Consider the following 22,048-nt stretch of genomic DNA (forward strand, 5'->3'; position numbering starts at 1 on the left):
GAGGCCCTCGATGACGCCCCGGCGGTGCTGGGCGAGCTCGACGACCTGACCGGCTTCGACCCACCCCGGGTCCCGTCCGGGACGCGTACCGGCGCACGGCGCACGTCCGGATCCCGCGGACCGGGCGCGTGCTCGAGGCGCTCGTGCCGGCGATCCTCGAGCAGCGGGTCATCACCCGCACCGCGCACGACGCCTGGGCGTGGCTGCTCGCCCGGCACGGGGAGCCCGCACCCGGACCCGCGCCCGCCGGCATGCGGGTGCCGCCGTCGGCGGCCGGCTGGGCGGATGTCCCGGTGTGGGACTTCCACCGCGCCGGTGTCGACCCCGCCCGGGCCCGGGCGGTGGTCGCGGCCGCGCGGCTCGCGCACCGGCTCGAGGAGGCCGCGAGCCACGGCGCGGCGGAGACGACGCGGCGGCTGCTGCTCGTGCCCGGCGTCGGCCCGTGGACGGCCGCCGAGACGACCCAGCGAGCGCTCGGCGACGCCGACGCGGTGTCGGTCGGCGACTTCCACCTCGCGGGGCAGGTCGGGTGGGCGCTCACCGGCGAGCGCGTCGACGACCCGGGGATGCTGCGGCTGCTCGAGCCGTACCGGCCGCACCGCTACCGGGTCGTGCGCCACCTGCTGCTCAGCGGGGCCGCGCGCGTGCCGCGGCGCGGACCCCGGCTCGCGGTCGAGGACCACCGGCGCCGCTGAGGCCGGTCAGGCCTGGATCGGGCGGGCCAGCACCGGTCGACGGTGCACGCCGGGTCCGGCCTGCGAGGGCACCGCCGGCGGACCGGCGGGACCGGTCGGCCGGCGCTCGCGGACCCACTGCTCGAGCGCGTCCACCGCCAGCGGTCGGGTGTGCAGGTAGCCCTGGGCCTCGTCGCACCCCAGGGCCGCGAGCGCGCGCAGGGTGCGCTCGTCCTCGACACCCTCCGCGACGAGCCGCAGGCCGAGGCGGTGCGCGAGGTCGACGGTGGCCGCGACGATCGCCCGGGTCCGCTCGTCCGCGAGCAGACGCGCCACGAACGAGCGGTCGAGCTTCAGCTCGGACGCCGGCAGGTCGTTGAGGTACGCCAGGGACGAGTGCCCGGTGCCGTAGTCGTCGATGCTCAGGCCGACGCCGCGCGCCGCGATGGCGTGCGCCGCCCGCAGGCCGCGCGCCGCGTCGACCATGAGGGTGGTCTCGGTGATCTCGAGGACCAGCAGTGCGGGGTCCACACCGGTCCGGGCGAGGACGTCGTCGAGCAGGTCGAGCAGGTCGGGATGGACGAGGACGCTCGTGGAGAGGTTCACCGAGACGCGCCACCGGCGGCCGGCGCACTGCCAGCGGGCCGCCTGGTCCGCGGCGGTGCGCAGCACCAGCGCCGTGACCTGCGGCATCATGCCGTGCTGCTCCACGAGGTCGAGGAAGTCGGCCGGCGGCAGGACGCCGTGCTCCGGGTGGTCCCAGCGCACCAGTGCCTCCACGCCGGTCACCTCGTGGGTCCCCAGGCGCAGCTGCGGCTGGTAGTGGACGACGATCCGCCGGCCGCCGCGCGGGTTCGTGGGGTCCAGCTCCGCGCGCAGCTGCTCGAGGCGGGCAGCACGCTCGCGCGCCCGTCGGTCGAGCTCTCGGTCGTAGCGGGCGACCCCCGAGCCGGTCGCCTTCGCCTGGTACATCGCGGTGTCCGCGCGCCGGAGCAGCTCCCCGCCGTCGACGCCCCGCCCGCCACCGGCGACACCGACGCTCGCGGCGCAGTGCACGGGGTGGCCGGCGACCTCGTCCACCGCGCCGACCGCTGCGGCCAGGGCGTGCGCCAGAGTGGTCGCGGCGGCCTCCGCCTCCTCGACGAGCACGGCGAACTCGTCGCCCCCGAGGCGCGCGAGCAGGCCCTCGCGCCCACGAGAGCGCTGAGCCGCGCACTCACCGACCGCAGCAGGGCGTCCCCGGTCGCGTGCCCGTACCGGTCGTTGACCTCCTTGAAGCGGTCGACGTCCAGCACGATCAGGCAGACCGGTCCACCACCGCGCAGCGAGGCGTCCAGGCGAGCCGCGAGCGCGCGGCGGTTGGCGACCCCGGTGAGCTCGTCGGTGTTGGCCTCGATGCGGGTCTGCGCGAGCAGGGCGAGGTCGCGGATGAGGTGCACGATCCGCACGCTCACGCCGACGACGGCGAGGACCGCGAACAGGGTCGCGGTGTGGTCGGCCGCCGTGCCGGTCCGGCCGGTGCCCGGGGAGAACCGCTCGGTGTCGAGCACCAGGACGGCGATCGCGGCGAGCAGGACGACGAGCGCGCCGATGGTGGGGGCCTGCGGGGTGGCCTGGCGTGGCGCGACGACGACGGGCGCGCACAACGAGCAGACCGCGAGGGTGGCGCCGGCCAGCGCCCAGCCGAGCAGCGGCAGACCGCCCGCGCCGGTACCAGCCCCGACGTGGAGGAAGGCGGCCTCGCCCGCAGCCGCCAGGGTGAGTGCGGCCGCGACCCCCAGACCCGCGGGTCCCGCTGCAGGCCACCGAGGGCCGAGATCGTGAAGGTCGTCCCGAGCAGCATGACCGCCGCGGAGATCCGGAACAACGACCCCTGCAGTACCCACCACGGCAACGCCGTGACGGCGCTGCCTCCCCAGGTGACCGCGAGGTTCGCGGCGCTCACGGCGACGAACACCGCGCTGAGCCCGTTCAGCCAGTCCCCGGGGTCCGCGACGAGCGTGCGGTACCGGTTCCAGCGAGTCAGCCCGGAGTAGAGGTACGGGGCGGCGACCACTCCGGCGAGACCGAGCACGGTGGGTCCGGTCGCCGTGGGCACCACCGGCGCCGCGGCGTCCGCGACGAGCTGACCGACCGCGCCGACGGTCAGCACGGCGAGCGCACGGGAGAAGGCCCGCCACATGTCGTGCTCGGGACCGTCGCCGGCCGCCTCGGCGCGCGCGTGGTGACGCAGTGCGACGGCGGTGCCCGCCAGCGCCAGCACGGCGACCGCGTCGCGCAGCAGGACCACGACCGCGTCGCGCAGCAGCACCGCGGCGGTGTCCGGGGTCACGAGCGTGACGACGGTGAGGACGGCGCACGTCACCGACGCGACGGTCACCACGGCCACCACCGCGCGGGTGCGCGCCGGTGGGCGTCGTCGTCGGGTGTGCGGATCCACGTCCTCCCATCGGCGGTGCACCCGCTCGGTTGAGCGCCGCCGCGGGTGACTGCTCCACCCGGGGTCGCCCGACCGGGTGGCCCCCGCCCGGCGCCGACCGGCACGGGCGACTTGTCCCCTACGGTCGGAACGTGACGATCCAGCAGCACCACGACGTGGCCACCGTGCTGCTCGACGCGCTCGTCGCGCTCGACCCGGACGACCAGGAGGGCTCGAGCCGGGCGGTCCCGCTCGCCCTCGCCCGGCTCGGCGACGTCGTCGGCGACGCCGACGGCCCGGTGTCCCCGGTCGCCTTCGGGGCGCTGGAGCTCGCGCACGTGTGCGTCGCGCTCGTCGCGGGGGTCAAGGACGTCGACCGGCTCGACGTCATCGCCGCGCTGCGGCCGCTCTTCGCCGGTGCCGGTGGCACCGGCGGCGCAGGCGGTGCCGCGGCCTGAGGTCGGCGGCTGCGGCGCGCCGGGTTGGTGCGCGGGGAAGTGTGCGGGCAGGTGCGCGCGCGGAGCTCGCGGGGTGGGACTGTCGCCGGCCGGGCCGTCGCGGGGAAGCATCCCGCCCGGCGGGGCGTTGGGCGGGTGCGGGCACGTCGCCCGCGGATGAGACCCCGGGAGCCCCCTTCGATGTCCAGCAAGCGCACCGCCCTCGCCGTCCTCGCCGCCGCCGCGCTGGCCCTCGGTGGCTGCAGCACCGACGAGGCCGCGTCGCCGGGGAGTCCGGCGGGTCCGGCGCCACCGAGGCGGGCGTCCTGCGCGTCGGCACCGAGGGCACCTACTCACCGTTCTCCTTCCACGACACGGCGACCAACGAGCTCACCGGGTACGACGTGGACGTCATCACCGCCGTGGCCGAGCGGATGGGCATGGGGGTCGAGTTCTCCGAGGTCCCGTGGGATGCGATCTTCGCCGGGCTGGAGTCCGGCCGGTACGACGTCGTGGCCAACCAGGTGTCGGTCACCCCCGAGCGCGAGGAGCTGTACGACTTCACCGCGCCGTACACCGTCTCGACCGGGGTGATCGTGACCCCCGCGGGCGACGACTCGGTCTCCGCGCTGGAGGACCTCGCCGGCCTGACGTCGGCGCAGTCGGCGACGAGCAACTGGGCCGAGGTCGTCACCGGCGCGGGAGCTCGCGTGGAGGCCGTCGAGGGCTTCACGCAGGCGGTCGCGCTGCTCAAGCAGGGCCGGGTCGACGTCACGGTCAACGACAACCTCGCGGTGCTCAACTACCTCGAGACCACCGGAGACACCGGGATCGAGATCGCCGGCGAGCTCGAGGTCGGGACCGAGCAGGCGTTCGCGCTCCAGCAGGGCTCCGAGCTCACCGCGCAGATCGACGAGGCGCTCGCGGAGCTGCGCGCCGACGGCACGCTCGCCGAGATCTCGACCGAGTGGTTCGGCACCGACGTCAGCCGGTGACGTCTCGACGGGTGCGACCGGCGGCGCGGGCCTAGGGTCGCGACCGTGGACGAGGGCATCGACTGGCAGCTCGTCGGCGACTCGATCGGGCCGCTGCTCACGGGGCTCGTGCTCGGCACGATCCCGCTGACGGCGATCAGCTTCGTGCTGGGCCTCGCCTTCGCGCTGGTCCTGGCGCTCATGCGGCTGTCCCCGGTGGCCCTCGCCGCCGCCGTCGCTCGCGCGTACGTGTCCGTCATCCGCGGCACCCCGCTGCTCCTGCAGCTCTTCATCATCTTCTACGGCCTGCCGACCTTCGGGATCACGCTCGACCCGTTCCCCGCCGCCGTCATCGCGCTGACGATGAACGTCGCCGGCTACGCGTCCGAGGTCGTGCGCGCCTCGATCCTCGCCGTGCCCCGGGGGCAGTGGGAGGCGGCGTCGTCGATCGGGATGGACAGCCGGACGGCGCTGCGCCGCATCGTGCTGCCGCAGGCGGCGCGCGTCGCGGTGCCGCCGTTGTCCAACACCCTGATCTCCCTGGTCAAGGACACCGCGCTCACCTCGACCATCCTGGTCACCGAGCTGCTGCGCAAGGCGCAGGAGATCGCCGCCCCCACCTTCCAGTTCTTCACCCTCTACGGCGTGGCCGCCGTCATCTACTGGGTCGTGTGCCTCGCGCTGTCCGTGGGCCAGACGCGCGCCGAGCAGCGGCTGGGAAGGTACGTGGCGGCATGAGCCAGCCGGAGTCAGGTGCAGCCGGGGAATCCGCGCAGCCGTTGGTGGACGTGCGCGGGCTGGTGAAGTCCTTCGGCGAGCTGCACGTGCTGCGCGGGGTCGACTTCACCGTGCCGGCCGGGTCGGTCACCGTCCTCATCGGGCCGTCCGGCTCGGGCAAGACCACAGCCCTGCGCTGCCTCAACGCGCTCGAGACCCCGAACGCGGGGGTCATCCGCATCGACGACGTCGAGCTCGACTTCGCGGCGACGAGGGTCGACCGGCGCGACGCCCCCGGCTGCGCTCCCGCAGCGGCATGGTGTTCCAGAGCCACCACCTCTTCCCGCACATGACCGTGCTCCAGAACGTCATGGAGGGCCCGGTCACGGTCCAACGGCGAGCACGGGACGAGGCCCGCACGGACGCGCTGGCACTCCTGGACCGGGTGGGGCTCGCCGAGAAGGCCGACCAGTACCCGTTCCAGCTCTCCGGAGGTCAGCAGCAGCGGGTCGGCATCGCGCGCGCCCTGGCGATCCGTCCGCGGCTCATGCTCTTCGACGAGCCGACGTCGGCGCTCGACCCCGAGCTCGTGGGTGAGGTGCTCGCGGTGATGAAGGACCTCGCCGACCAGGGCTGGACGATGGTGGTCGTCACCCACGAGATCCGCTTCGCCCAGGGCGTCGCGGACCAGGTGCTGTTCCTCGACGGCGGCGTCGTCGTGGAGAGCGGACCGCCCGGCGAGGTGCTCACGGACCCGCGCGAGCCCCGCACGCGGCAGTTCCTGCACCGGCTGCTCGACCCCCTCTAGCGATCCTCCGGCTGGGCCGGACGAGCTCGGCGCCCTGTTGCGGGCCCGGTGGGCCGTGCCTACCGTCGAAGCACGCCGTCGGTGCGACTCGCGGCCCCACGCCGTCATCCGGCAGTCGTACGCCCGCCACATCCGTGGCGCACACCCACGCGGAGGACACCGTCATGATCACCAGCGAGGACATCCAGCGGCTGCTCGGGGCCGACACCCCGGTGATGGGCGAGGACGGCGCGCGGATCGGGACGATGGGCGAGGTCTTCCTCGACACCGTGACCGGCGAGCCGGCGTGGGTGACGGTGCACACCGGCCTGTTCGGCCGGGCGGAGTCCTTCGTGCCGCTGGCCGACGCGGTGACCCGCGGGAACGAGATCCACGTCCCGTACGGCAAGGACGTCGTCAAGCACGCGCCCAGGATCGAGGCCGACGGCCGTCTCTCCCCGCAGGAGGAGCGCACGCTCTACCGGCACTACGGCCTCCCCGTCGAGGAGGAGGCGGACGACGCCCACCGCGACGACCGCGACCCCCGCGATGCCACGGCCGACGACGCCGGGACGTCCGGCATGCGGTACGCCGGGCCCGTGCCCTCCGCGGGTCCGGTGCCCCCGCCGGGGACGTCGCGGCCGCGGGCACCGTCCCGCCCGAGCTCGCCGACGCCCACACCGACGCCGACGCCGACCCGGCCCGGGTCGCGCGGCCGGCGGCCGCTGACGACGCGACACCGGCCGACGGCTCGATGGTCCGCTCCGAGGAGCATCTGCGGGTGGTCGGCACCGAGCGCGTCCCGACCGAGCGGGTCCGGATGCGCCGCTACACGGTCACCGAGCAGAAGGCCGTGACCGTGCCGGTGAGCCGCGAGGAGTTCCGCGTCGAGTACGAGCCCGCCGAGCCCGGGGCGAGCGCGGAGGTGCTCCACGAGGGCGACCCTGCGCCCGAGCGGGAGCCGGACGCACGCTGACACCGCCGCGGCGCCGTCACGTCGCCGCACACCGCGCCCGCACAGACCACCCAGGTCGGGACAGAACGCTCACCCGACGCGCTCCGGCGCCGATGAGGGGGTGACCGCGACGCAGCGCACCGGCGGGCCACCGGCCCGCAGCGCGCTGCCGACCGGTCGTTTTGGGTGAAATGCCGGTCCGGGGTTTGGCAAACTGCCACCGGCCGGGTTAGCGTCCCGGGCAAGTCCCGCCGCGGGATTCCCACAGGTGCACGACGGAGATCACGCGATGACTTTGACCCTTCCTGAGGTCGTCCCGGCCACGTACGTGGATGCGCACGGAGCGCTGCGGGAGCTGAACCCCGAGACGCGCGCCGTCGTGGCGGCGTCGGTCACCGGTGCCGGGATGCCCGCATCCCCGCTCGTGTGCGCCCCCGGCGAGGCGTCGGCCGAGCTGCACGGGCGCCTCGAGACGCTCGACGGCGCACCGCTCGGCGACGTTTCCGGCGTCGGCCCGGACGCCGGCTACTACCGATTGCGCGACCACGACGGTGCCGCCCGCCTGGTCATCAGCGCGCCGCCCCGCTTCCCGCAGCCGCCCCGCGGCTGGGGCTGGGCGGTCCAGCTCTACGCCGCCCGCTCGCTCGAGTCCTGGGGCATCGGGGACTTCCGGGACCTCGCCCGGGTGGCCCGGACGGCCCAGGCCGCCGGCGCCGGGTCCGTCCTCATCTCGCCCGTGCACGCCGCCGCCCCGATCCCGGAGCAGCAGTCCTCGCCGTACTCGCCCGCGTCCCGGCAGTGGCTGCAGCTGCTGCACATCGCGGTCGAGGACGTCCCGGGGGCCACGGAGGTCGACCTCACCGACCTCGCCGAGCGCGCCCACGCCCTCAACGCCGAGCGCCTCATCGACCGGAACACCGTGTGGGTGCTCAAGCGCACCGCGCTCGAGCGGATCTGGGCCGTCACCCGCGATCGCCTCCCGGTCGAGCACGACGTGTGGGTCGCCGCCGGCGGCCAGGACCTGCGCCGCTTCGCGACCTGGTGCGTGCTCGCCGAGCGCTTCGGGACGGCGTACTGGCCGTCCTGGCCCGAGCAGTACCGGACGCCCGCGAGCGCGGAGGCGTTCGCCGCCGAGAACGCCGAGCGCGTCGCGTTCTACTGCTGGGCGCAGTGGGTCGCCGACGTCCAGCTCGGCGTCGCGTGCTCCGCCGGCGCCACCGTGGTCGCCGACATCGCGGTCGGCTTCGACACCTCGTCGGCGGACGCCTGGGTGCACCAGGACATCGTCTGCTTCGACTACGAGGTCGGCTGCCCGCCGGACCGGCACAACCTGGACGGGCAGAAGTGGGGCCTGCCCGCGGTGAACCCGGCCGGCCTGGTCGCCGCCGACCTCGGGCCGTTCGTCGCGATGGTCCGCTCCGCGCTCGCACACGCCGGTGCCCTGAGGATCGACCACGTCATGCAGCTGTGGCGGCTGTTCTGGGTGCCCCAGGGCGCCCACCCCGCCGACGGCGTCTACGTGCACTACCCGGTCGACGCGCTGCTCGCGGTCCTGCGCCTGGAGGCCGGTCGCGCCGGCGCCTGGGTGGTCGGCGAGGACATGGGCACGGTCGCCGACGGCGTGCGCGAGACCATGGCCGAGCAGGGCATGCTCGGCTACCGTGCCGCGCTGCGGCTGCCGGTGGACCAGTTCCCCGAGCCGGCCATGGGCGCCTCCTCGACCCACGACCAGGCGACGGTCGCCGGCACGCTCACCGGGTCGGACAACGACGACCTGCGGCGGATCGGCAAGTCCGCGAACTTCGAGCAGCTCGAAGGCGTGCGTCGGGAGCTCGCGGCGGCGGCGGGCGTCGACCTGTCGCAGCCCGTCGGCCCCGACGAGGTGGCCCGCGCCGTGCGGGCGCAGTACGCCCGGCTGTCGGCGTGCGCGGCCCGCGTCGTGCTGGCCTCGCTCGACGACGCCGGTGCCGTCGCCGAGCGGCCCAACATGCCCGGGACCGTCACCGCGTGGCCCAACTGGTGCCTCGCCCTCCCGCGCCCCGTCGAGCAGCTGCTCGACGAGCCGCTGGCCCGTGAGGTCGCCGGGATCCTCGACGCGCGCCGCTGACGACCCGGTGACCACCCGGTCACCGGATCACCCCCGACCGAAGGGCCTCCCATGACCGAGCACCTCCCGCGGGCCGTGGTGTCCGCGCTCGCCGCCCTCGCGCTGCTGACCGCGTGCGGCGGGGACGAGGCCGAGCCGAGCGCGGGGGCGGGGACCGGGGGACCGGCGTCCTGATCGCGACGGTTGGGACACCCGAGGACCCGGAGGCCTTCGAGATCGCGCTCACCCACGAGGACGGTGAGCCGGTGACGTCCCTGCCGGCGGGCGACTACACGATCCGCGTCAGCGATCCGGCGACCGAGCACAACTTCCATCTCACCGGCGGCTCGGTCGACGAGACGACGTCGGTCCCCGAGCTCGAGGAGACCACCTGGGAGGTCACCCTCGAGCCCGGCGAGCACACCTACACGTGCGACCCGCACCCGGCGATGACCGGGACGTTCGACGTCACCTGAGCCGGACGTCACCTGAGCCGGACGTCAGCCGGGCGGGGCCTCGCGGGCGCGACGGCGCCGCTCAGCCGGCCCGACGGCGGCGCAGCACGGCGAGCGCCACGACGGCGACCGCGACCGCAGCACCGGCACTGGCGGCCGCGAGGGTCTTGTCGGTGTACCAGGCCGGCTCGTGGATCTCCGGGAACGGTCCGATCGCCGGGATCCGGACCGCGACGCTGAGCAGGAGCGCCGCGAGGGACGCGGCGGCCACGACCGCGAACGCGAGCCAGGCGACCGCGCCGGCCCGCACCAGGACCCACACGACGACGACCAGCACCGCCACGGCCTGCGCGACGAAGAGTCCCATGAGGGTGACCCGCCCGTCCGCGAGCAGCGGTGGCCGGTCGAGCGCGATGCGCAGGTGCAGGTAGCCCGAGTACCCGAGCGTGAGCGCACCGAGGGCGCGCAGCAGGGGGCCCGTGGTCGCCGGGCGGCGGCCGGCGACGGCGGGGTCGAGGTGGACACGGCGGGCCTCCCGAGGGGTGCGGGTCACGGCGTGCCCCGACCGGCGAGGCGTCGCCAGTATGCCCGGGCCGCCTCTTCCCCGTGGGCGGACGCCCCGCCGGGTCCGGGCCACCGTCCCGACGGGCTCAGGCCGGGCGACGCCGGTCGTGCAACGACGCGTTGAGCTCACCGCCGAGCAGCAGCGCGAGGCTGAGCAGGTACACCCAGAGCATCACGATGACGCCGCCGCCGAAGGCGCCCAGCACGGGGTTGGTGCCGGCCGCGAACCGCAGGTAGACGTGGAACCCGGCGCTCGCCAGCACCCACAGGGCGGTGGTCAGCACGGCGCCCGGCACCGCGTACCGCCACCGCGTCCGCTTGCTGGGCGCGTAGTGGAACAGCGTCGCGGTCCACGCCACCACCCCGGCGACGAGGAGCGGCAGGCGCAGCACGTTCCAGGTGAAGGTGAACGCGGAGCCGAGACCGAAGGTCTCGGCCAGTGCCTCGCCCCGGCCCAGCAGCGGTCCGATGATCAGGACGGCGAGCGCCAGCACGACGACGACCATGGTCACCAGCCCCATGAGGAGCCCGAGCAGGCGGCGCCGGATCCACGTCCGGCGCTCGGTCGAGTCGTTGGCGATGTTCAGGGCGTTGATGACGACGGCGAAGGCGCCCGAGACGGTGACGAGCGCGCTCGCCGTCGCGACCGTCAGCACTCCGCCGCGGGTCTGCTGGAACAGGCTCTCCACCGAGCGCAGCGCACCGGAGGCCTCGTCGGTCAGGACGAGGTCGAGCGCCTCGAGGATGCGCCGCTGGGCCTGCTCGGCGAGGTCGGCACCGATGAGGACGTCCAGCAGCCCGAGCAGGCTGGCGGCGATGAGCAGCCCGGGGAAGATGCCGAGCACGACGAAGAACGCGGTCTCCGCCGCGAGCCCCGGCACGCGGTCCCGGATCACCTCGGCCACGTACTCGCGCCCGAACCCGAGCGCCGTGCCGAGGCGCGCCCGGACGCGGCTGGGGAGGGCGGTGTCCACTGACTCTCTCTCGCTCGGCACGCCCCCACCCTGCCCGATCCGACGCCCCCGGGCAGGCGTGGTCGGCCGGTCAGGCCGCGGTGGTCGCCTACCGTGGAGCGATGATCACGGCTCGTCGACCGGCACGCGCACGCACCCTCACCCCCGTCCTCGCCCCCGTCCTCGCGCTGGGGGCGCTGCTCGGCCTCGGGGCGTGCACCTGGGGCGGGGAGCCGGCGTCACCGTCCGGCGACGGCTCGGCGTCGGCGTCGGCGTCGTCACAGCCGCTGCGCACATCGACCTCCGCGCCCGGCGCGCCGCTCACGGCGGTGGGCGAGCCGACCGACGTCGAGGCGTCGCTGCGCGTCAGCCGTGAGCTGTTCGACTCGTCGGGGGTCGCGGTCGTGGTCCCGGCCGGTCAGCCCGAGATCCAGCGCACCGCGGCCCACGCGTCGGTCGCCCTGGGGGTCCCCCTGCTCGTCGCGCCCGCAGGACCGACCGGGGCGGCGACGTCCACCGCGACCCCCAGCCCCACGGGCACCGGCACGGCCGACGAGCCGGCCGACGAGCCGGCCGACGAGCCGGCCGACGAGCCGGTCGACGAGCTGGCCGACGAGCCGGCCGACGAGCTGGCCGACGACGTGACCGAGGAGCTGGCCCGGCTCGGCGTGCGGACCGTGCTGGCGGTGGGCGACGTCGCCGTCGGCGGAGCCGACGCCGCGGACCTCGAGGTGGTCCGCAGCGACGCCACGGCCGCGGGGCTCGCCGCCGCCACCGGGCTCGCGCCGGCACCGCCCGCGGCGCAGGACCCGGCGGCCTTCCCGGCCGAGGTCGCCGCCCTGGTGCCCGGCGGGGCGGCAGCGACGGGCGACGGCCCCGCGCCGTCGGCCACCGCGGACGTGGCGACGCCCGGCCCCGGCGCGACCGGCGCGCCCACCGCGTCGGGAGGCACGGCACCCGACCTCGCGGTGCAGCGTGCCGCCGCGCTGGCGGACGTGGTGGCGCTCGCCGTCGACGACCCCGCCGGGGTGGCTGCCGTCGCGACCGCGCGGGCGGCGGGTGTGCCCGTCCACCTGGTCCCGGCCGCCGCCCCCAACCCGCAGGCGACGGCCGGCGTCGTCGAGGCGCTGCACGCCTCCACGGCGACTCACGTGCTCGCGCTCGGCCCCGCGCTCGCGGCCGAGCCCGCGCTGGAGTGGAAGGTCCGGTCGGCGCGGACCGGGTTCCAGCTGCCCGGCGGGGGACAGGTCCTGTTCCCGCGGCACCAGTTCATCGCCCTGTACGGCAGCCCGGTGACGTCGGCGCTGGGTCTGCTCGGCGAGCAGGACGCGCAGTCCGCCGTGCAGCGCGCCCAGAGCACCGCGGCGCAGTACGCGGGGCTGAGCGACCGGACCGTGGTCCCGATGTTCGAGATGATCGCGACCGTGGCGGCCGGCTCCGCGGGGGCGGACGGCAACTACTCCAACGAGCAGCCGGTCGAGGTCCTGCGCCCCTGGGTCGACGCGGCAGCGGCGGCGGGCGTCTACGTCGTGCTCGACCTCCAGCCCGGGCGATCGGACTTCCTGACCCAGGCGCAGGAGTACGCCGAGCTCCTGCGGCTGCCGCACGTGGGACTGGCCCTCGACCCCGAGTGGCGGCTGGGCCCGGACGAGCGCCCGCTGCAGCGGATCGGCTCGGTCGGCGCCGCGGAGGTCAACGGCGTGGTGCAGTGGCTCGCAGACCTGACCCGCGACGAGGGCCTGCCGCCGAAGATGTTCGTGCTGCACCAGTTCCGGCTCGACATGCTCCCGGACCGGGCCGCGATCGACACGGGGCGGCCCGAGCTCGCGATGGTGATCCACGCGGACGGTCAGGGCAGCCAGCCGGCCAAGCAGGCCACGTGGCGGACCCTGCACCGCGACGCACCGGCCGGCGTGGCGTGGGGGTGGAAGAACTTCATCGACGAGGACCTGCCGATGCTGACGCCCGAGCAGACCGTGCAGGGCGTCTCACCGCTGCCCGATCTCGTCACCTACCAGTAGTCAGGCGCTGCGCGGCAGCTCGGCCCACACGACCTTGCCTCCGGTGTCGAGCAGCTCGGTGCCCCAGGCCACGGCCAGGGCGTCGACGATGTGCATGCCCCGCCCGTGCAGGCCGGTCGCGCTCGGCGGCTGGGGGTCGGGCGTCCCGGTCCCGCCGTCGACCACCTCGACTCGCAAACCGCCGGTCGTGCGTGACAGCCGCAGGCGGCACGCGCTGTCCGCGTGCGTGATCGCGTTGGTGACGAGCTCGCTCACGACGAGCTGCGCGGCGTCCTCGGCCTCGGACATCGCCCACGAGGCGAGGATCTCCCGCAGGAAGCGGCGTGACTCCCGGACGCTCAGCAGGTCCTTCGGGAGGTCGCACACCGCGACGCCCTGCCGGTCGCGCACGGTGTGCAGCAGGTCCAGCAGGAGGTCGAGCTCGGCGTCCTTGAGGACGTAGCCCTCGACGCGCTCGTCGATCCACTGCCGGTCGGGCGGGTCCGCGGTGCCGGAGAAGACGACGATGCGGGTCGCGGGCGAGGAGGCGCGGATGCGGGTGAGCACCTCGCGGCCGGCGATGTCGGGCAGGCCGAGGTCCAGCACGACGATGTCGGGCTGGAGCTCCGCGACCAGCTGCAGCGCCTCGACGCCGTCACCCGCCTCGCCGACGACCTCGAAGCCCCCGGCGAACCTCAGGGAGGTCCGCACGAGTCGACGCACCTCGGGCACGTCATCGACGAGCACGACTCGGGTGGTCACGTTCGCAGGCTATCCGGTGTGCGGCACTGGTGCCGTCGGTGGCGGCCATCCGGTCAGCGACGCGGCACCGGTCAGCGCGGGGCAGAGGTCACGCGCGCGGCAGAGGTCACGCGCGCGGCAGCGAGAACGCGAACGCGGCCCCGCGGGCGCCCGGTGCCCCGTCAGCCGGCTCGCCGCCGCCGGGCTCGTACCAGGCCTCGCCGCCGTGCGCCCGCGCGAGCTCCCGCACGATGAACAGGCCGAGCCCCGTGCCCCCGCGTCGGGCTCCGGTCGCGAACCGGTCGAACAGGCGCGGGACCATCGCCGCGGGGACACCGGCGCCGCTGTCGGTGACCCGGACGACGACCGTCTCGCCGTCGGCGCGGGCACACAGCCGCACCGGGGCGGCGCCGTGGCGCAGCGCGTTGCCGAGCAGGTTGTCGACCGCCTGAGCGAACCGGTCACGGTCGGCGCGCACCGTGAGCCCGGGGGGACGTCGACGACGACGTCGTCCGCGGCCCGGGTGGCCCGCACCGCCGCGGCGGCGGTCACCAGGACGTCGTCGACGTCCACCCGGGCCGGGGCGAGCGCGACGGCCCCGGCCTCCAGGCGTGCCGCGGTCAGCAGGTCGCCGAACAGGCGCCGCAGGCGGGCTGCGCTCGAGGCCATCCCCTCGAAGAGCTCGGTGCGCTCGTCGTCGGCGAGCCGGCGCCAGTACCGCGAGAGCGTGTCGGCCGACCCGGCGAGCACCGTGACCGGGCTGCGCAGCTCGTGCGCGGTGACCGCCAGGAAGTGCGCCTGGTCCTCGGCCGCGCGCAGCAGGCGCGCGTTCATGACCTCGAGCTCGTCCTTGGCCGTCGCGTGCGACCGCGCCGCGGCCTCGCGCTCCTCGGTCGCGTCCCGGCGCTCGGTGATGTCCCGCGTGACCTTGGCGAACCCCACGTGCCGGCCGGTGGTGTCGTGGACCGCGGTGATCACGACGTTCGCCCATAAGACGCTGCCGTCCTTGCGGACCCGCCAGCCCTCCTCCTCGTAGTGGCCGTCCCGCAGGGCGATCCCCAGCTCGTGCTCGGGGTGCCGTTCGGCCTGCCGCTCAGCGGGGTAGAACCGGCGGAAGTGCTCCCCGACGATCTCCGCGGCGGTGTACCCCTTGATCCGCTGCGCGCCGGCGTTCCAGCTCGCGACGAGGCCCTGCGGGTCGAGCATGAAGATCGCGTAGTCCTCGACCGCCTCCACCAGCAGCCGGAACCGCTCCTCGCTCAGCCGCAGGCGCTCGTCCGCCTCACGCTGCTCGGTGACGTCCTGCGCCTGGAGGAACAGGTACATCGGCCGGCCCGCGGCGCCACGGACGACGGCGACCGTCGCGGCGAGCACGCGACGGGCCCCGGTCCGGGCCACCTCGTGCTCGACCCGGGAGACCTCGACGTCACCCGCGTGGAGGCGGCGGACGACGTCGCGGACGTCGTCGTCGCCGGGCGGGGCGGCGACCTCGGCGTAGTCGGCACCCACGAGCTCCTCGACCGTCCGGTCGAGGAGCGCGGCCAGGGCCCGGTTGGCCCGGACGACGTGCCCGGTCAGCGTCATGGTCGCCATCCCGATCGCGGCGTCCTCGAAGACCTCGCGGAACTGCTCGAGGTCCTCGCCGAGATCACCGGCCGCACCCGACGGTCCGGCCTGACCGGCCGCACCGGCCGCACCGGCCGTACCCGTCGCGCCCGCATCACCCGACGGGCCGGCCGCACCGGGCGGACCCGTCCTCTCGTCGGCCGCGGCCATCAGCGCTGTCAGCCGGTCGGCGACGTCCGCCACGTCGACGGACTTCTCGATGAACCCGATCGCACCGAGGTCGGCGCCGCGCTCGGCGAGCCCGCGCCGGTCGAAGCCGGAGAACAGCACGACCCGTGTCCCGGGGGACGCGGCCAGGACGCGAGGGAGCGCCTCCAGCCCGTCCATCTCGGGCATGGACACGTCGAGCAGCACGAGGTCGGGACGGTGCTGCCGGGCCAGGGCCACGGCGTCGTGCCCGGTCACGCCCTCACCGACGACGGCGAAGCGGCCGGACAGCCGCAGGTGCGTCCGCACGAGCGAGCGCACCGTGGGGGCGTCGTCGACGAGCACCACGGTGGTCGGGGGAGTGGTCACGGAACGACCGTAACGCCGGCCCGGCACGCACCGCCGGGCTCCGGCGCCCGCACTACGGTGGGCCGGTGATCGTCGATGCCGTCGTGCTCGCGGGCGGGCAGGGCCGACGCCTGGGCGGGGTGAGCAAGCCCGATGTCGCGGTGGCCGGGCGCACCCTGCTCGACCGCGCGCTCGACGCCGTCGCCGGGGCGCGGCACGTCGTCGTCGTCGGGCCCCCGCACCTGGGCCGGCCGGGCGTGGTGACGGCGCTGGAGGACCCACCGTTCGGTGGTCCGCTCGCCGGCCTGCACGCCGGGGTCGTCGCCCTCGGGGCGGCGGCAGCGGACGGAGCGGACGGAGCGGACGCAGGCGACGCCGCGGACGTGGCCGTGCTCGTCCTGGCGTGCGACGTCCCGGGGGCGGCGTCGTCGGTGCCGGCGCTGCGGGCGGCCCTGGCCGAGCACCCCGGGGCCGACGGCGCCCAGGTGGTGCGCGAGGGTCGACCGCAGCCCGTCGCGCTGTACCGCGCCGCGCGCCTGCGCGACGCCCTCGACGGTCTCGCGGCCGACGGAGGGTTGCGCGGCGTGCCGCTGCGACGGCTGGCCGAGCGGCTGCGGATGACCGCGGTGGTGGACGTCCAGGGCCACAGCGACGACGCGGACACGTGGGACGATGTCGCCCGCCTGGAGTCCGTGCTCACCCGGAGGGATGCCATGACCGCCCAGACCCCCGCCGACCTCGACCGCTGGGTCGCGGTGGTCGCCGACGCCCTCGGTGTCGACGCCGGAGCGCTCGACCGCGACCTCGTGCTGGACCTCACCCGCGACGTCGCCCACACCGTGGCGCGTCCCGCGGTCCCCCTGACGACGTTCCTCATGGGGATCGCCGTCGGGGCGACCGGAGGCGACCGGGCGGCGCTCGACGCGGCCGCCGCGACGGTCGCCCGCCTGACGGCCGACTGGTCGGCGGACGGAGGAGGGGCATGAGCGTCACCGTCCGCTACTTCGCCGGGGCCGCCGAGGCGGCGGGCGTCGCGACCGAGACCCTCGACGACGACGCCGCGCGGACCGCGGGCGACCTGCGGGCCGCCGTGGTCGCCGCGCACGGACCGGAGCTCGGGCGGGTCCTCGGCCGCTGCTCGCTCCTCGCCGCCGGCCGACGCCTGGCCGACGACGCCGCCCCGGTGCCGCCCGGCTCGACCGTGGACGTCCTGCCGCCGTTCGCCGGCGGCTGACCCACCGGCCGGCTGACCCACCGGCCGGCGCTCGCGGCCGACCGCTCGGCGGCGGCCGGGTTGCCGTGCCGCGCCCCCTGCGATGAGGTCGGGATCGACCGGATCGGAGGAGGGGCGATCACATGGCCGACCTGCACCTGCTCTACGCCTGCGTCGGCGCAACCGCGGTGGTCCTCGCGCTGGTCAGCGGGAAGATCCGGCAGCTGCCGCTGAGCGAGCCCCTGGTCGGGCTGGTGCTCGGCGTCGTCCTCGGCCCGGCCGTGCTCGGGCTGGTCGTCCTCGAGGAGTCGGCGCGCGACCTGCTGCTGCTCGAGGGCGCGCGCCTGCTGCTCGCGTGGTCGGTCATGGCGGCCGCGCTGCGGTACCCCGTCACCGGGCTCCGCGGTGTCGCGGCCCCGGTCGCACTGCTCCTCGCGGTGGTCATGCCGCTCGCCGCGGTGCTGTCCGGGGCGGCCGCCCTCCTGCTGGGACTGCCCGTGGCCCTCGCGGCGGTCGTGGGTGCGTGCCTGTGCCCCACCGACCCGGTGCTCGCGGCGTCGGTGGTGACCGGTGAGCCGGCCGAGCGGGACCTCCCCGCCCGGCTGCGCCGGTTGCTGACCGCCGAGAGCGGCGCCAACGACGGGCTCGCGCTGCCGCTGGTCGGGGTCGCGCTCGCCGTCGTGCTGCCCGCCACCGCGCCGGGGGACGTGGTCGGCCGGATCGCCTGGGAGGTGCTCGGCGGGACCGCCATCGGCGTGGTGGTGGGGGTGGCCGTCGGGCTCGGGCTGCGCTGGGCGACGCGGCACCACGACCTGAGCCCGGGGCCCGAGCTCGTCCTCACGCTCCTGCTCGCCGTCGCCACGCTGGGGATCGCCCGGGTCGCGCACACCGGTGGGGTGCTCGCGGTGTTCGTCGCGGGGCTCGCGTACAACCGCGCGGTCGGTGAGGGCGAGCGTGGTGCGCAGGACCGCGTCGACGAGGCCGTCAACCGGTACGCCGTCGTGCCGCTGTTCGTGGTCCTCGGGGCCGTGCTGCCGTGGGCGGACTGGGCCGCGTTCGGGCTCCCGGCCGTCGCCTTCGTCGCCGCTGTCCTGCTGCTGCGCCGCCTCCCGGTGGTCCTCGCGCTCGGCCGGCCGCTGCGCCTCGACCGCCGGGACGCCACCTTCGTCGGGTGGTTCGGGCCGGTGGGCGTGAGCGCGGTCTTCTACGTCGCGCACAGCCTCCACGAGGGGGTGCGGGACCCGCGGCTGTTCGCGGCCGGGACGCTCGCGGTCGCCGCGAGCGTCGTCGCGTTCGGCCTCAGCGGGACACCGGGGCGCCGCGCCTACGTGAGCGCCGGCGACCGGGTGCGCTGAGCGGCTGCGCTGGACCGGGTGCGCTCGTCGCGCGCCCTGACCGGGTGCTGCCCCTGCGGACCGGCCGCCCCGGCGCTCAGGTCCCGCGAGCGGCGTCGTCGGGCGGCGCGTCGGCCAGGACGACGCCGAGCCAGGTCGCGACCGCGCGGTCGACGGCCGGCCCGTCCCCGCGCAGCGCGTGGTCACCGGTGACCGTGACGACGGTGCGTCCCGGGGCAGCGGGCGGCACCCCGAACGGGTCCCGTGCGCCCTGCACGACGAGCACCGGGACCCCGACGGACTCGAGCTCGGGCAACCGGGTGGGCCGCGGCTCGGCACCCGCGCGGGTCACGGGCTGCAGCGGGAAGGCGAGGCACAGCACCGCGACGGCACCGCCGGCCGCAGCCGTGCGGCAGGCGACACGCGCACCCGACGACCGCCCGCCGACGACGAGCGGCACCCGGCCGAGCTCCCCGCGGCGCAGGTGGGTCAGGACGTCGGTCCACGCGGCATCCAGCGTCGGGGCGCGCGGCGGCGCCCGGCGCCCCGCGACGCGGTAGGGCTGCTCGACCAGCGCGACGGTGAGCCCGGCGTCGCGTGCGGCAGCGGTCACCGTCACCAGGTCCGGTGCGCCGACCCCGCCACCTGCGCCGTGACCCAGGACGAGCAGGCCGCGCGGCGCGTCGTCCGCCGGGCGGACGGCGGTGTGGAGGTGGACGCGGGCCTCGCCGTGGCGGGTGTCGACCCGGATGGGCTGCGGCTCGGTCATGCGCGTGTCCGTTCCCTTTCCCTCGGTCCGGGGGCCCGCCGGGGCCGCGGGGGCCGCCGGGGTCACGCTACCCACGCGGACGGCGCCCGGCGTCGCCGCCCGCGTCGTCCGGGGGCACAGTGGCGTGCGGCCGCCGGACGGTGCGGCCCGGGGCGGGAGGTGCGGCATGGTGGGTGAGCTCGGGGCGTCGTGGGGCGACGTGGCCCGCGTGGTGGTCACGACGGTGGGGATCTACACGGCCCTGGTGGTGCTGATCCGGGTCGTCGGCCAGCGCAGCCTGGCGTCGATGTCGGGCTTCGACGTCGGCTGCGTCGTCGCGCTCGGCGCCATCCTGGGACGCACGGCGCTGCTCGAGAGCCCCACGCTGCTCATCGGCGTGGTCGCGCTCGTCACCTTCTTCGCGATGCAGGGCGTGCTCGGGGTGCTGCGCCAGGACCGGCGCTTCGACCGGCTCGTGAACCGGCCGCCGGTGCTGCTCGTGGACGACGGCGAGGTCCTCACGGACGCCCTGCGGCGGGCGCACGTCTCGCCGGACGAGCTGCGCCAACGACTGCGGCTCGCCGGGGTGCGCCGGCTCGACGAGGTGGCGTCGGTGGTCCTGGAGCGCAACGGCGCGGTGAGCGTGCTGCGCCGCGGAAGCGACGTCGACCCCTGGATCCTCGCCGACGTGGCGGCCGCGCGGGGGACGCGCGGGTGAGGTCCCGGCGCGGTGCCGGACCGGGGTGGTGCCGGCCAGGTCAGCTGCGGGCGACGAGCGGCGCCGCGGCGCGGCGCCCGGCGGCACGGGACAGCCGGTGCGCGGGCATCTCGACCCACCGGTAGAACAGGTGGGCGGCGATCAGCGACAGCGGTAGGCCGACGATGAGGTAGCCGATCACGTGGATGCGCGGGGCGACAGCGACGATCGACAGCACGAGAGGCTCGTGCACGAGGTAGAGCGCGAACGACCGCAGCCCCACCCACTGCACCCATCGGGCGTCGAGGCCACGCCGCATCGGCTCCCAGTGCAGCGCGAGGACGATGAGCAACGTGGCGCCCGCGAGCTGCAGCGCCATGGCCACCCCCGCACCGCCTGGCTGCTCTGCACCAGGAGGAGGAGCTCGGCGTTGAGCAGCAGCGCGGCGGCGCCGGCCAGGCTCGGCCACGCCCACCGGCCGAGCGTGGGCACCCGCGCGGCCACGGCGGCGATCCGGTCGCGGTCGGCGGCCAGGAGGACGCCGAAGCCGAACATCGCCATGAACGCCAGCGTCTCGCGCCCGGTGCCCTCGGCGACGCCGAGCACGACGAGCAGCACCACGATGCGCGCCAGACCCCATCGCGGCAGCACCCGCCCGGCCAGGAGGTAGAGCGGGAGCAGCAGGGAGAACAGCATCTCGTAGCGCAGCGACCACAGCGGGCTGTTCCAGCTGCCCGTCCCCGGGAGCACCAGGACGGCGTCGCGCAGGACACCGGGCAGACCGCTCGTCGGCTGGCGCTGCGCCCACCACTCGCTCAACCACGGCTGCGGTTCGCGCGGGAACAGCGAGACGAGCACCACGGCGAACGCGACGGCGGCCCAGACCGGCAGGTACAGCCGGAGCAGGCGCTGCGGGTAGTACGAACGCCACCGGATCCGGCCCGCCGGCAGGGCCAGCACGAACCCGCTGAGCACGAAGAACACGTAGACGGCCTGCGGGCCCGCCCACACGAGGTTCAGCGGCGTGTGCGTGATCCACCACGAGGCGTCCACCGGCCCGCGCGACTCCTCGGGCGCGTCGAAGACGTGCGACACCAGCAGCACGTGGAAGACGACGACGACGAGCGCCGCGATCCCCCGCAGCCCGTCGAGCGAGGGGAAGCGCTCGCGCGCCGGACGCGCGGGCGGACCGGCCGGCTGCCCGTCGGCGCCGGGCGGTGCCTCGAGTCCGGCGGCGCCCGGTCCGGCGGCGACGTCGGCCGTGCGCGGGACGGCGTCGGGCACTCCGGCGGGCTGGGACATGCGGCTCCTCGCGAGGGATGGATGACGTCCGGTGTCGGGGGCGCCGCGCGGCACGGCGGCCTCACGCGGGTCGTGCCGAGGGACGGTGCAGGCGCCGACGCGGGGGCGGCGCCGAGGCCGGGTGACCGCCCCGGCGTCGACACCATACCGTGGCGTGAGGGTCGACCGTCAGGGTGGTCGGCGGGCGGGTCGGTCATCATGGTCCGGGCCCGTCCTCGCGGGCGGTCAGGCCCGGGACGCGACCGAGGGGACGACACCGTGGACCGCACGCCGCACCGCATCCGGGTCGCCGTCGACGTCGTCGACCCCGCACCCGACGCGCGCGTGCTCGAGATCGGCTGCGGCCCGGGGGTCGCCATGGCGCTGCTGTGCGAGCGGCTGCCGGACGGTCACGTCACGGGGCTGGACCGCTCGGCGACGGCGATCGCGCGGGCGGAACGACGCCTGCGCCGTCACCTCGACGCGGGTCGGGCCGACCTCCAGCACCGGGAGCTGACCACCTTCCACGGCGACGGCCGCCCGTACGACGTGGTCCTCGCGGTCGACGTGAACGCCTTCTGGACCGGGCCCGCCGAGGCCGCGGCGTCCCGGCTGGTCGACCTCCTCGCCGACGACGGCGTCGTGCATCTGCTCTTCGCGCCACCGGACGGTGTGGACGGCCACCCCGCGGGAGAACGCACCGTCGCGGCCCTCCGACACGTCGGCCTGGACGCGTGCTGCGACGTCGTCGACGGCGTCCTGTGCGTCACCGCACCGCACCGGCGCCCCGTCGGGTAGCGCGGCACCGGGACGGCCTGGCGGGTGGCGCGGCACCGGGACGCCGCCGGCACGGCGCCGGGGAGCACCGGGGGAGCGTCGGGGCGGCGCTCGG

The 22,048-nt window shown here is 76.0% G+C and carries 24 protein-coding genes and 3 pseudogenes; 16 read left to right on the plus strand and 11 right to left on the minus strand.

Features of this window, described 5'->3' with window-relative positions:
- Window positions 1-128: 128 nt before the first annotated feature.
- Window positions 129-695 (plus strand): hypothetical protein, encoded by a 567-nt coding sequence (locus REH70_RS07100; RefSeq protein ID WP_310753417.1) that lies wholly within the window; start codon window positions 129-131, stop codon window positions 693-695.
- A gap of 6 nt (window positions 696-701) precedes the next feature.
- Here the strand turns inward: REH70_RS07100 and REH70_RS07105 are convergent, their stop codons facing one another.
- From REH70_RS07105 to REH70_RS07110, 3 genes and pseudogenes are all read right to left on the minus strand, one after another.
- Window positions 702-1,646, minus strand: coding sequence for an EAL domain-containing protein (locus REH70_RS07105; protein WP_396134734.1), 945 nt, complete (start codon window positions 1,644-1,646; stop codon window positions 702-704).
- 33 nt (window positions 1,647-1,679) lie between these two features.
- Window positions 1,680-2,224: pseudogene (locus REH70_RS20530) on the minus strand (GGDEF domain-containing protein); the annotation flags it as partial.
- The gene (locus REH70_RS07110) at window positions 2,125-3,114 is read right to left on the minus strand and encodes a hypothetical protein (RefSeq protein ID WP_310753418.1); all 990 of its coding nucleotides are present in this window, start codon (window positions 3,112-3,114) and stop codon (window positions 2,125-2,127) included. The gene REH70_RS07110 and the pseudogene REH70_RS20530, both read right to left, overlap by 100 nt.
- 131 nt (window positions 3,115-3,245) lie before the next feature.
- Between REH70_RS07110 and REH70_RS07115 the strand changes: the two genes are divergently transcribed.
- From REH70_RS07115 to REH70_RS07155, 9 genes and pseudogenes are all read left to right on the plus strand, one after another.
- Window positions 3,246-3,551: a hypothetical protein gene (locus REH70_RS07115; RefSeq protein WP_310753419.1), complete on the plus strand. Its 306-nt coding sequence runs from the start codon at window positions 3,246-3,248 to the stop codon at window positions 3,549-3,551.
- A gap of 41 nt (window positions 3,552-3,592) precedes the next feature.
- Window positions 3,593-4,525, plus strand: coding sequence for an amino acid ABC transporter substrate-binding protein (locus REH70_RS07120; RefSeq protein WP_310753420.1), 933 nt, complete (start codon window positions 3,593-3,595; stop codon window positions 4,523-4,525).
- 57 nt (window positions 4,526-4,582) lie between these two features.
- Complete coding sequence (locus REH70_RS07125) at window positions 4,583-5,242, plus strand: amino acid ABC transporter permease (protein ID WP_310754179.1); 660 nt, start codon at window positions 4,583-4,585, stop codon at window positions 5,240-5,242.
- A pseudogene (locus REH70_RS07130) lies at window positions 5,239-6,029 on the plus strand (amino acid ABC transporter ATP-binding protein). Before REH70_RS07125 ends, REH70_RS07130 begins: the two are co-directional and overlap by 4 nt.
- Window positions 6,030-6,193: 164 nt before the next feature.
- The gene (locus REH70_RS07135; RefSeq protein ID WP_310753421.1) at window positions 6,194-6,865 is read left to right on the plus strand and encodes a PRC-barrel domain-containing protein; all 672 of its coding nucleotides are present in this window, start codon (window positions 6,194-6,196) and stop codon (window positions 6,863-6,865) included.
- Window positions 6,763-6,984 (plus strand): DUF2382 domain-containing protein, encoded by a 222-nt coding sequence (locus tag REH70_RS07140; RefSeq protein ID WP_310753423.1) that lies wholly within the window; start codon window positions 6,763-6,765, stop codon window positions 6,982-6,984. Before REH70_RS07135 ends, REH70_RS07140 begins: the two co-directional genes overlap by 103 nt.
- Before the next feature lie 268 nt (window positions 6,985-7,252).
- A complete protein-coding gene (gene malQ, locus REH70_RS07145; RefSeq protein WP_310753424.1) occupies window positions 7,253-9,070 on the plus strand; it encodes a 4-alpha-glucanotransferase in 1,818 nt (605 codons plus the stop codon).
- A gap of 51 nt (window positions 9,071-9,121) precedes the next feature.
- Window positions 9,122-9,244 carry a hypothetical protein gene (locus tag REH70_RS07150; protein WP_310753425.1) on the plus strand — a complete coding sequence of 41 codons (123 nt, stop codon included), beginning with the start codon at window positions 9,122-9,124 and terminating at the stop codon, window positions 9,242-9,244.
- A 71-nt stretch (window positions 9,245-9,315) separates the two neighbouring features.
- Window positions 9,316-9,525: a hypothetical protein gene (locus REH70_RS07155; protein ID WP_310753426.1), complete on the plus strand. Its 210-nt coding sequence runs from the start codon at window positions 9,316-9,318 to the stop codon at window positions 9,523-9,525.
- Window positions 9,526-9,586: 61 nt separating this feature from the next.
- Here the strand turns inward: REH70_RS07155 and REH70_RS07160 are convergent, their stop codons facing one another.
- A complete protein-coding gene (locus REH70_RS07160) occupies window positions 9,587-10,057 on the minus strand; it encodes a hypothetical protein (RefSeq protein WP_310753427.1) in 471 nt (156 codons plus the stop codon).
- A gap of 97 nt (window positions 10,058-10,154) precedes the next feature.
- Window positions 10,155-11,042 (minus strand): YihY/virulence factor BrkB family protein, encoded by an 888-nt coding sequence (locus REH70_RS07165; RefSeq protein WP_310753429.1) that lies wholly within the window; start codon window positions 11,040-11,042, stop codon window positions 10,155-10,157.
- A 101-nt stretch (window positions 11,043-11,143) separates the two neighbouring features.
- Here REH70_RS07165 and REH70_RS07170 point away from each other — a divergent pair, with 101 nt between their 5' ends.
- Window positions 11,144-13,042 (plus strand): hypothetical protein, encoded by a 1,899-nt coding sequence (locus REH70_RS07170; RefSeq protein WP_310753431.1) that lies wholly within the window; start codon window positions 11,144-11,146, stop codon window positions 13,040-13,042.
- Here the strand turns inward: REH70_RS07170 and REH70_RS07175 are convergent, their stop codons facing one another.
- The 3 genes and pseudogenes from REH70_RS07175 to REH70_RS07180 all read right to left on the minus strand — a co-directional run.
- Window positions 13,043-13,783 (minus strand): response regulator, encoded by a 741-nt coding sequence (locus REH70_RS07175; RefSeq protein ID WP_310753433.1) that lies wholly within the window; start codon window positions 13,781-13,783, stop codon window positions 13,043-13,045. It abuts the gene before it with no gap.
- Window positions 13,784-13,889: 106 nt separating this feature from the next.
- On the minus strand, window positions 13,890-14,240 hold the full coding sequence (locus REH70_RS20535) for a sensor histidine kinase (RefSeq protein WP_396134735.1): 351 nt from the start codon (window positions 14,238-14,240) through the stop codon (window positions 13,890-13,892).
- Between the two features lie 131 nt (window positions 14,241-14,371).
- A pseudogene (locus REH70_RS07180) lies at window positions 14,372-15,931 on the minus strand (PAS domain S-box protein); the annotation flags it as partial.
- 38 nt (window positions 15,932-15,969) lie between these two features.
- Between REH70_RS07180 and REH70_RS07185 the strand changes: the two are divergent.
- The 3 genes from REH70_RS07185 (at window position 15,970) to REH70_RS07195 (ending at window position 18,451) form a co-directional block, all read left to right on the plus strand.
- Window positions 15,970-16,869: an NTP transferase domain-containing protein gene (locus tag REH70_RS07185; RefSeq protein WP_310753436.1), complete on the plus strand. Its 900-nt coding sequence runs from the start codon at window positions 15,970-15,972 to the stop codon at window positions 16,867-16,869.
- A complete protein-coding gene (locus REH70_RS07190) occupies window positions 16,866-17,117 on the plus strand; it encodes a MoaD/ThiS family protein (RefSeq protein WP_310753438.1) in 252 nt (83 codons plus the stop codon). Before REH70_RS07185 ends, REH70_RS07190 begins: the two co-directional genes overlap by 4 nt.
- 122 nt (window positions 17,118-17,239) lie before the next feature.
- A complete protein-coding gene (locus tag REH70_RS07195; protein WP_310753439.1) occupies window positions 17,240-18,451 on the plus strand; it encodes a cation:proton antiporter in 1,212 nt (403 codons plus the stop codon).
- Window positions 18,452-18,527: 76 nt separating this feature from the next.
- Here the strand turns inward: REH70_RS07195 and REH70_RS07200 are convergent, their stop codons facing one another.
- Window positions 18,528-19,199 carry an alpha/beta family hydrolase gene (locus REH70_RS07200; RefSeq protein WP_310753440.1) on the minus strand — a complete coding sequence of 224 codons (672 nt, stop codon included), beginning with the start codon at window positions 19,197-19,199 and terminating at the stop codon, window positions 18,528-18,530.
- Between the two features lie 166 nt (window positions 19,200-19,365).
- Here REH70_RS07200 and REH70_RS07205 point away from each other — a divergent pair, with 166 nt between their 5' ends.
- On the plus strand, window positions 19,366-19,896 hold the full coding sequence (locus REH70_RS07205; RefSeq protein WP_310753442.1) for a YetF domain-containing protein: 531 nt from the start codon (window positions 19,366-19,368) through the stop codon (window positions 19,894-19,896).
- A gap of 40 nt (window positions 19,897-19,936) precedes the next feature.
- On the opposite strand, the gene REH70_RS07210 is transcribed toward REH70_RS07205, so the two are convergent.
- Window positions 19,937-20,113, minus strand: a complete 177-nt coding sequence (locus REH70_RS07210; protein WP_310753443.1) for a hypothetical protein — start codon at window positions 20,111-20,113, stop codon at window positions 19,937-19,939.
- Window positions 20,074-21,177, minus strand: a complete 1,104-nt coding sequence (locus REH70_RS07215; RefSeq protein ID WP_310753445.1) for an acyltransferase — start codon at window positions 21,175-21,177, stop codon at window positions 20,074-20,076. Before REH70_RS07215 ends, REH70_RS07210 begins: the two co-directional genes overlap by 40 nt.
- A gap of 258 nt (window positions 21,178-21,435) precedes the next feature.
- Here REH70_RS07215 and REH70_RS07220 point away from each other — a divergent pair, with 258 nt between their 5' ends.
- Window positions 21,436-21,954, plus strand: a complete 519-nt coding sequence (locus REH70_RS07220) for a class I SAM-dependent methyltransferase (protein ID WP_310753446.1) — start codon at window positions 21,436-21,438, stop codon at window positions 21,952-21,954.
- The last annotated feature ends 94 nt before the right edge of the window (window positions 21,955-22,048 follow it).

Source organism: Cellulomonas sp. ATA003 (genome assembly GCF_031582905.1).
Lineage (GTDB): Bacteria > Actinomycetota > Actinomycetes > Actinomycetales > Cellulomonadaceae > Pengzhenrongella.

Excerpts from the sequence above, each read along its gene's own strand:
- REH70_RS07215 (WP_310753445.1), bottom strand. The coding sequence starts at position 21,177 with ATGTCCCAGCCCGCCGGAGTGCCCGACGCCGTCCCGCGCACGGCCGAC.
- REH70_RS07135 (WP_310753421.1), top strand. The coding sequence starts at position 6,194 with ATGATCACCAGCGAGGACATCCAGCGGCTGCTCGGGGCCGACACCCCG.
- REH70_RS07190 (WP_310753438.1), top strand. The coding sequence starts at position 16,866 with ATGAGCGTCACCGTCCGCTACTTCGCCGGGGCCGCCGAGGCGGCGGGC.
- REH70_RS07200 (WP_310753440.1), bottom strand. The coding sequence starts at position 19,199 with ATGACCGAGCCGCAGCCCATCCGGGTCGACACCCGCCACGGCGAGGCC.
- malQ (WP_310753424.1), top strand. The coding sequence starts at position 7,253 with ATGACTTTGACCCTTCCTGAGGTCGTCCCGGCCACGTACGTGGATGCG.
- REH70_RS07170 (WP_310753431.1), top strand. The coding sequence starts at position 11,144 with ATGATCACGGCTCGTCGACCGGCACGCGCACGCACCCTCACCCCCGTC.
- REH70_RS07205 (WP_310753442.1), top strand. The coding sequence starts at position 19,366 with ATGGTGGGTGAGCTCGGGGCGTCGTGGGGCGACGTGGCCCGCGTGGTG.
- REH70_RS07105 (WP_396134734.1), bottom strand. The coding sequence starts at position 1,646 with ATGTACCAGGCGAAGGCGACCGGCTCGGGGGTCGCCCGCTACGACCGA.
- REH70_RS07140 (WP_310753423.1), top strand. The coding sequence starts at position 6,763 with ATGGTCCGCTCCGAGGAGCATCTGCGGGTGGTCGGCACCGAGCGCGTC.
- REH70_RS07150 (WP_310753425.1), top strand. The coding sequence starts at position 9,122 with ATGACCGAGCACCTCCCGCGGGCCGTGGTGTCCGCGCTCGCCGCCCTC.
- REH70_RS07195 (WP_310753439.1), top strand. The coding sequence starts at position 17,240 with ATGGCCGACCTGCACCTGCTCTACGCCTGCGTCGGCGCAACCGCGGTG.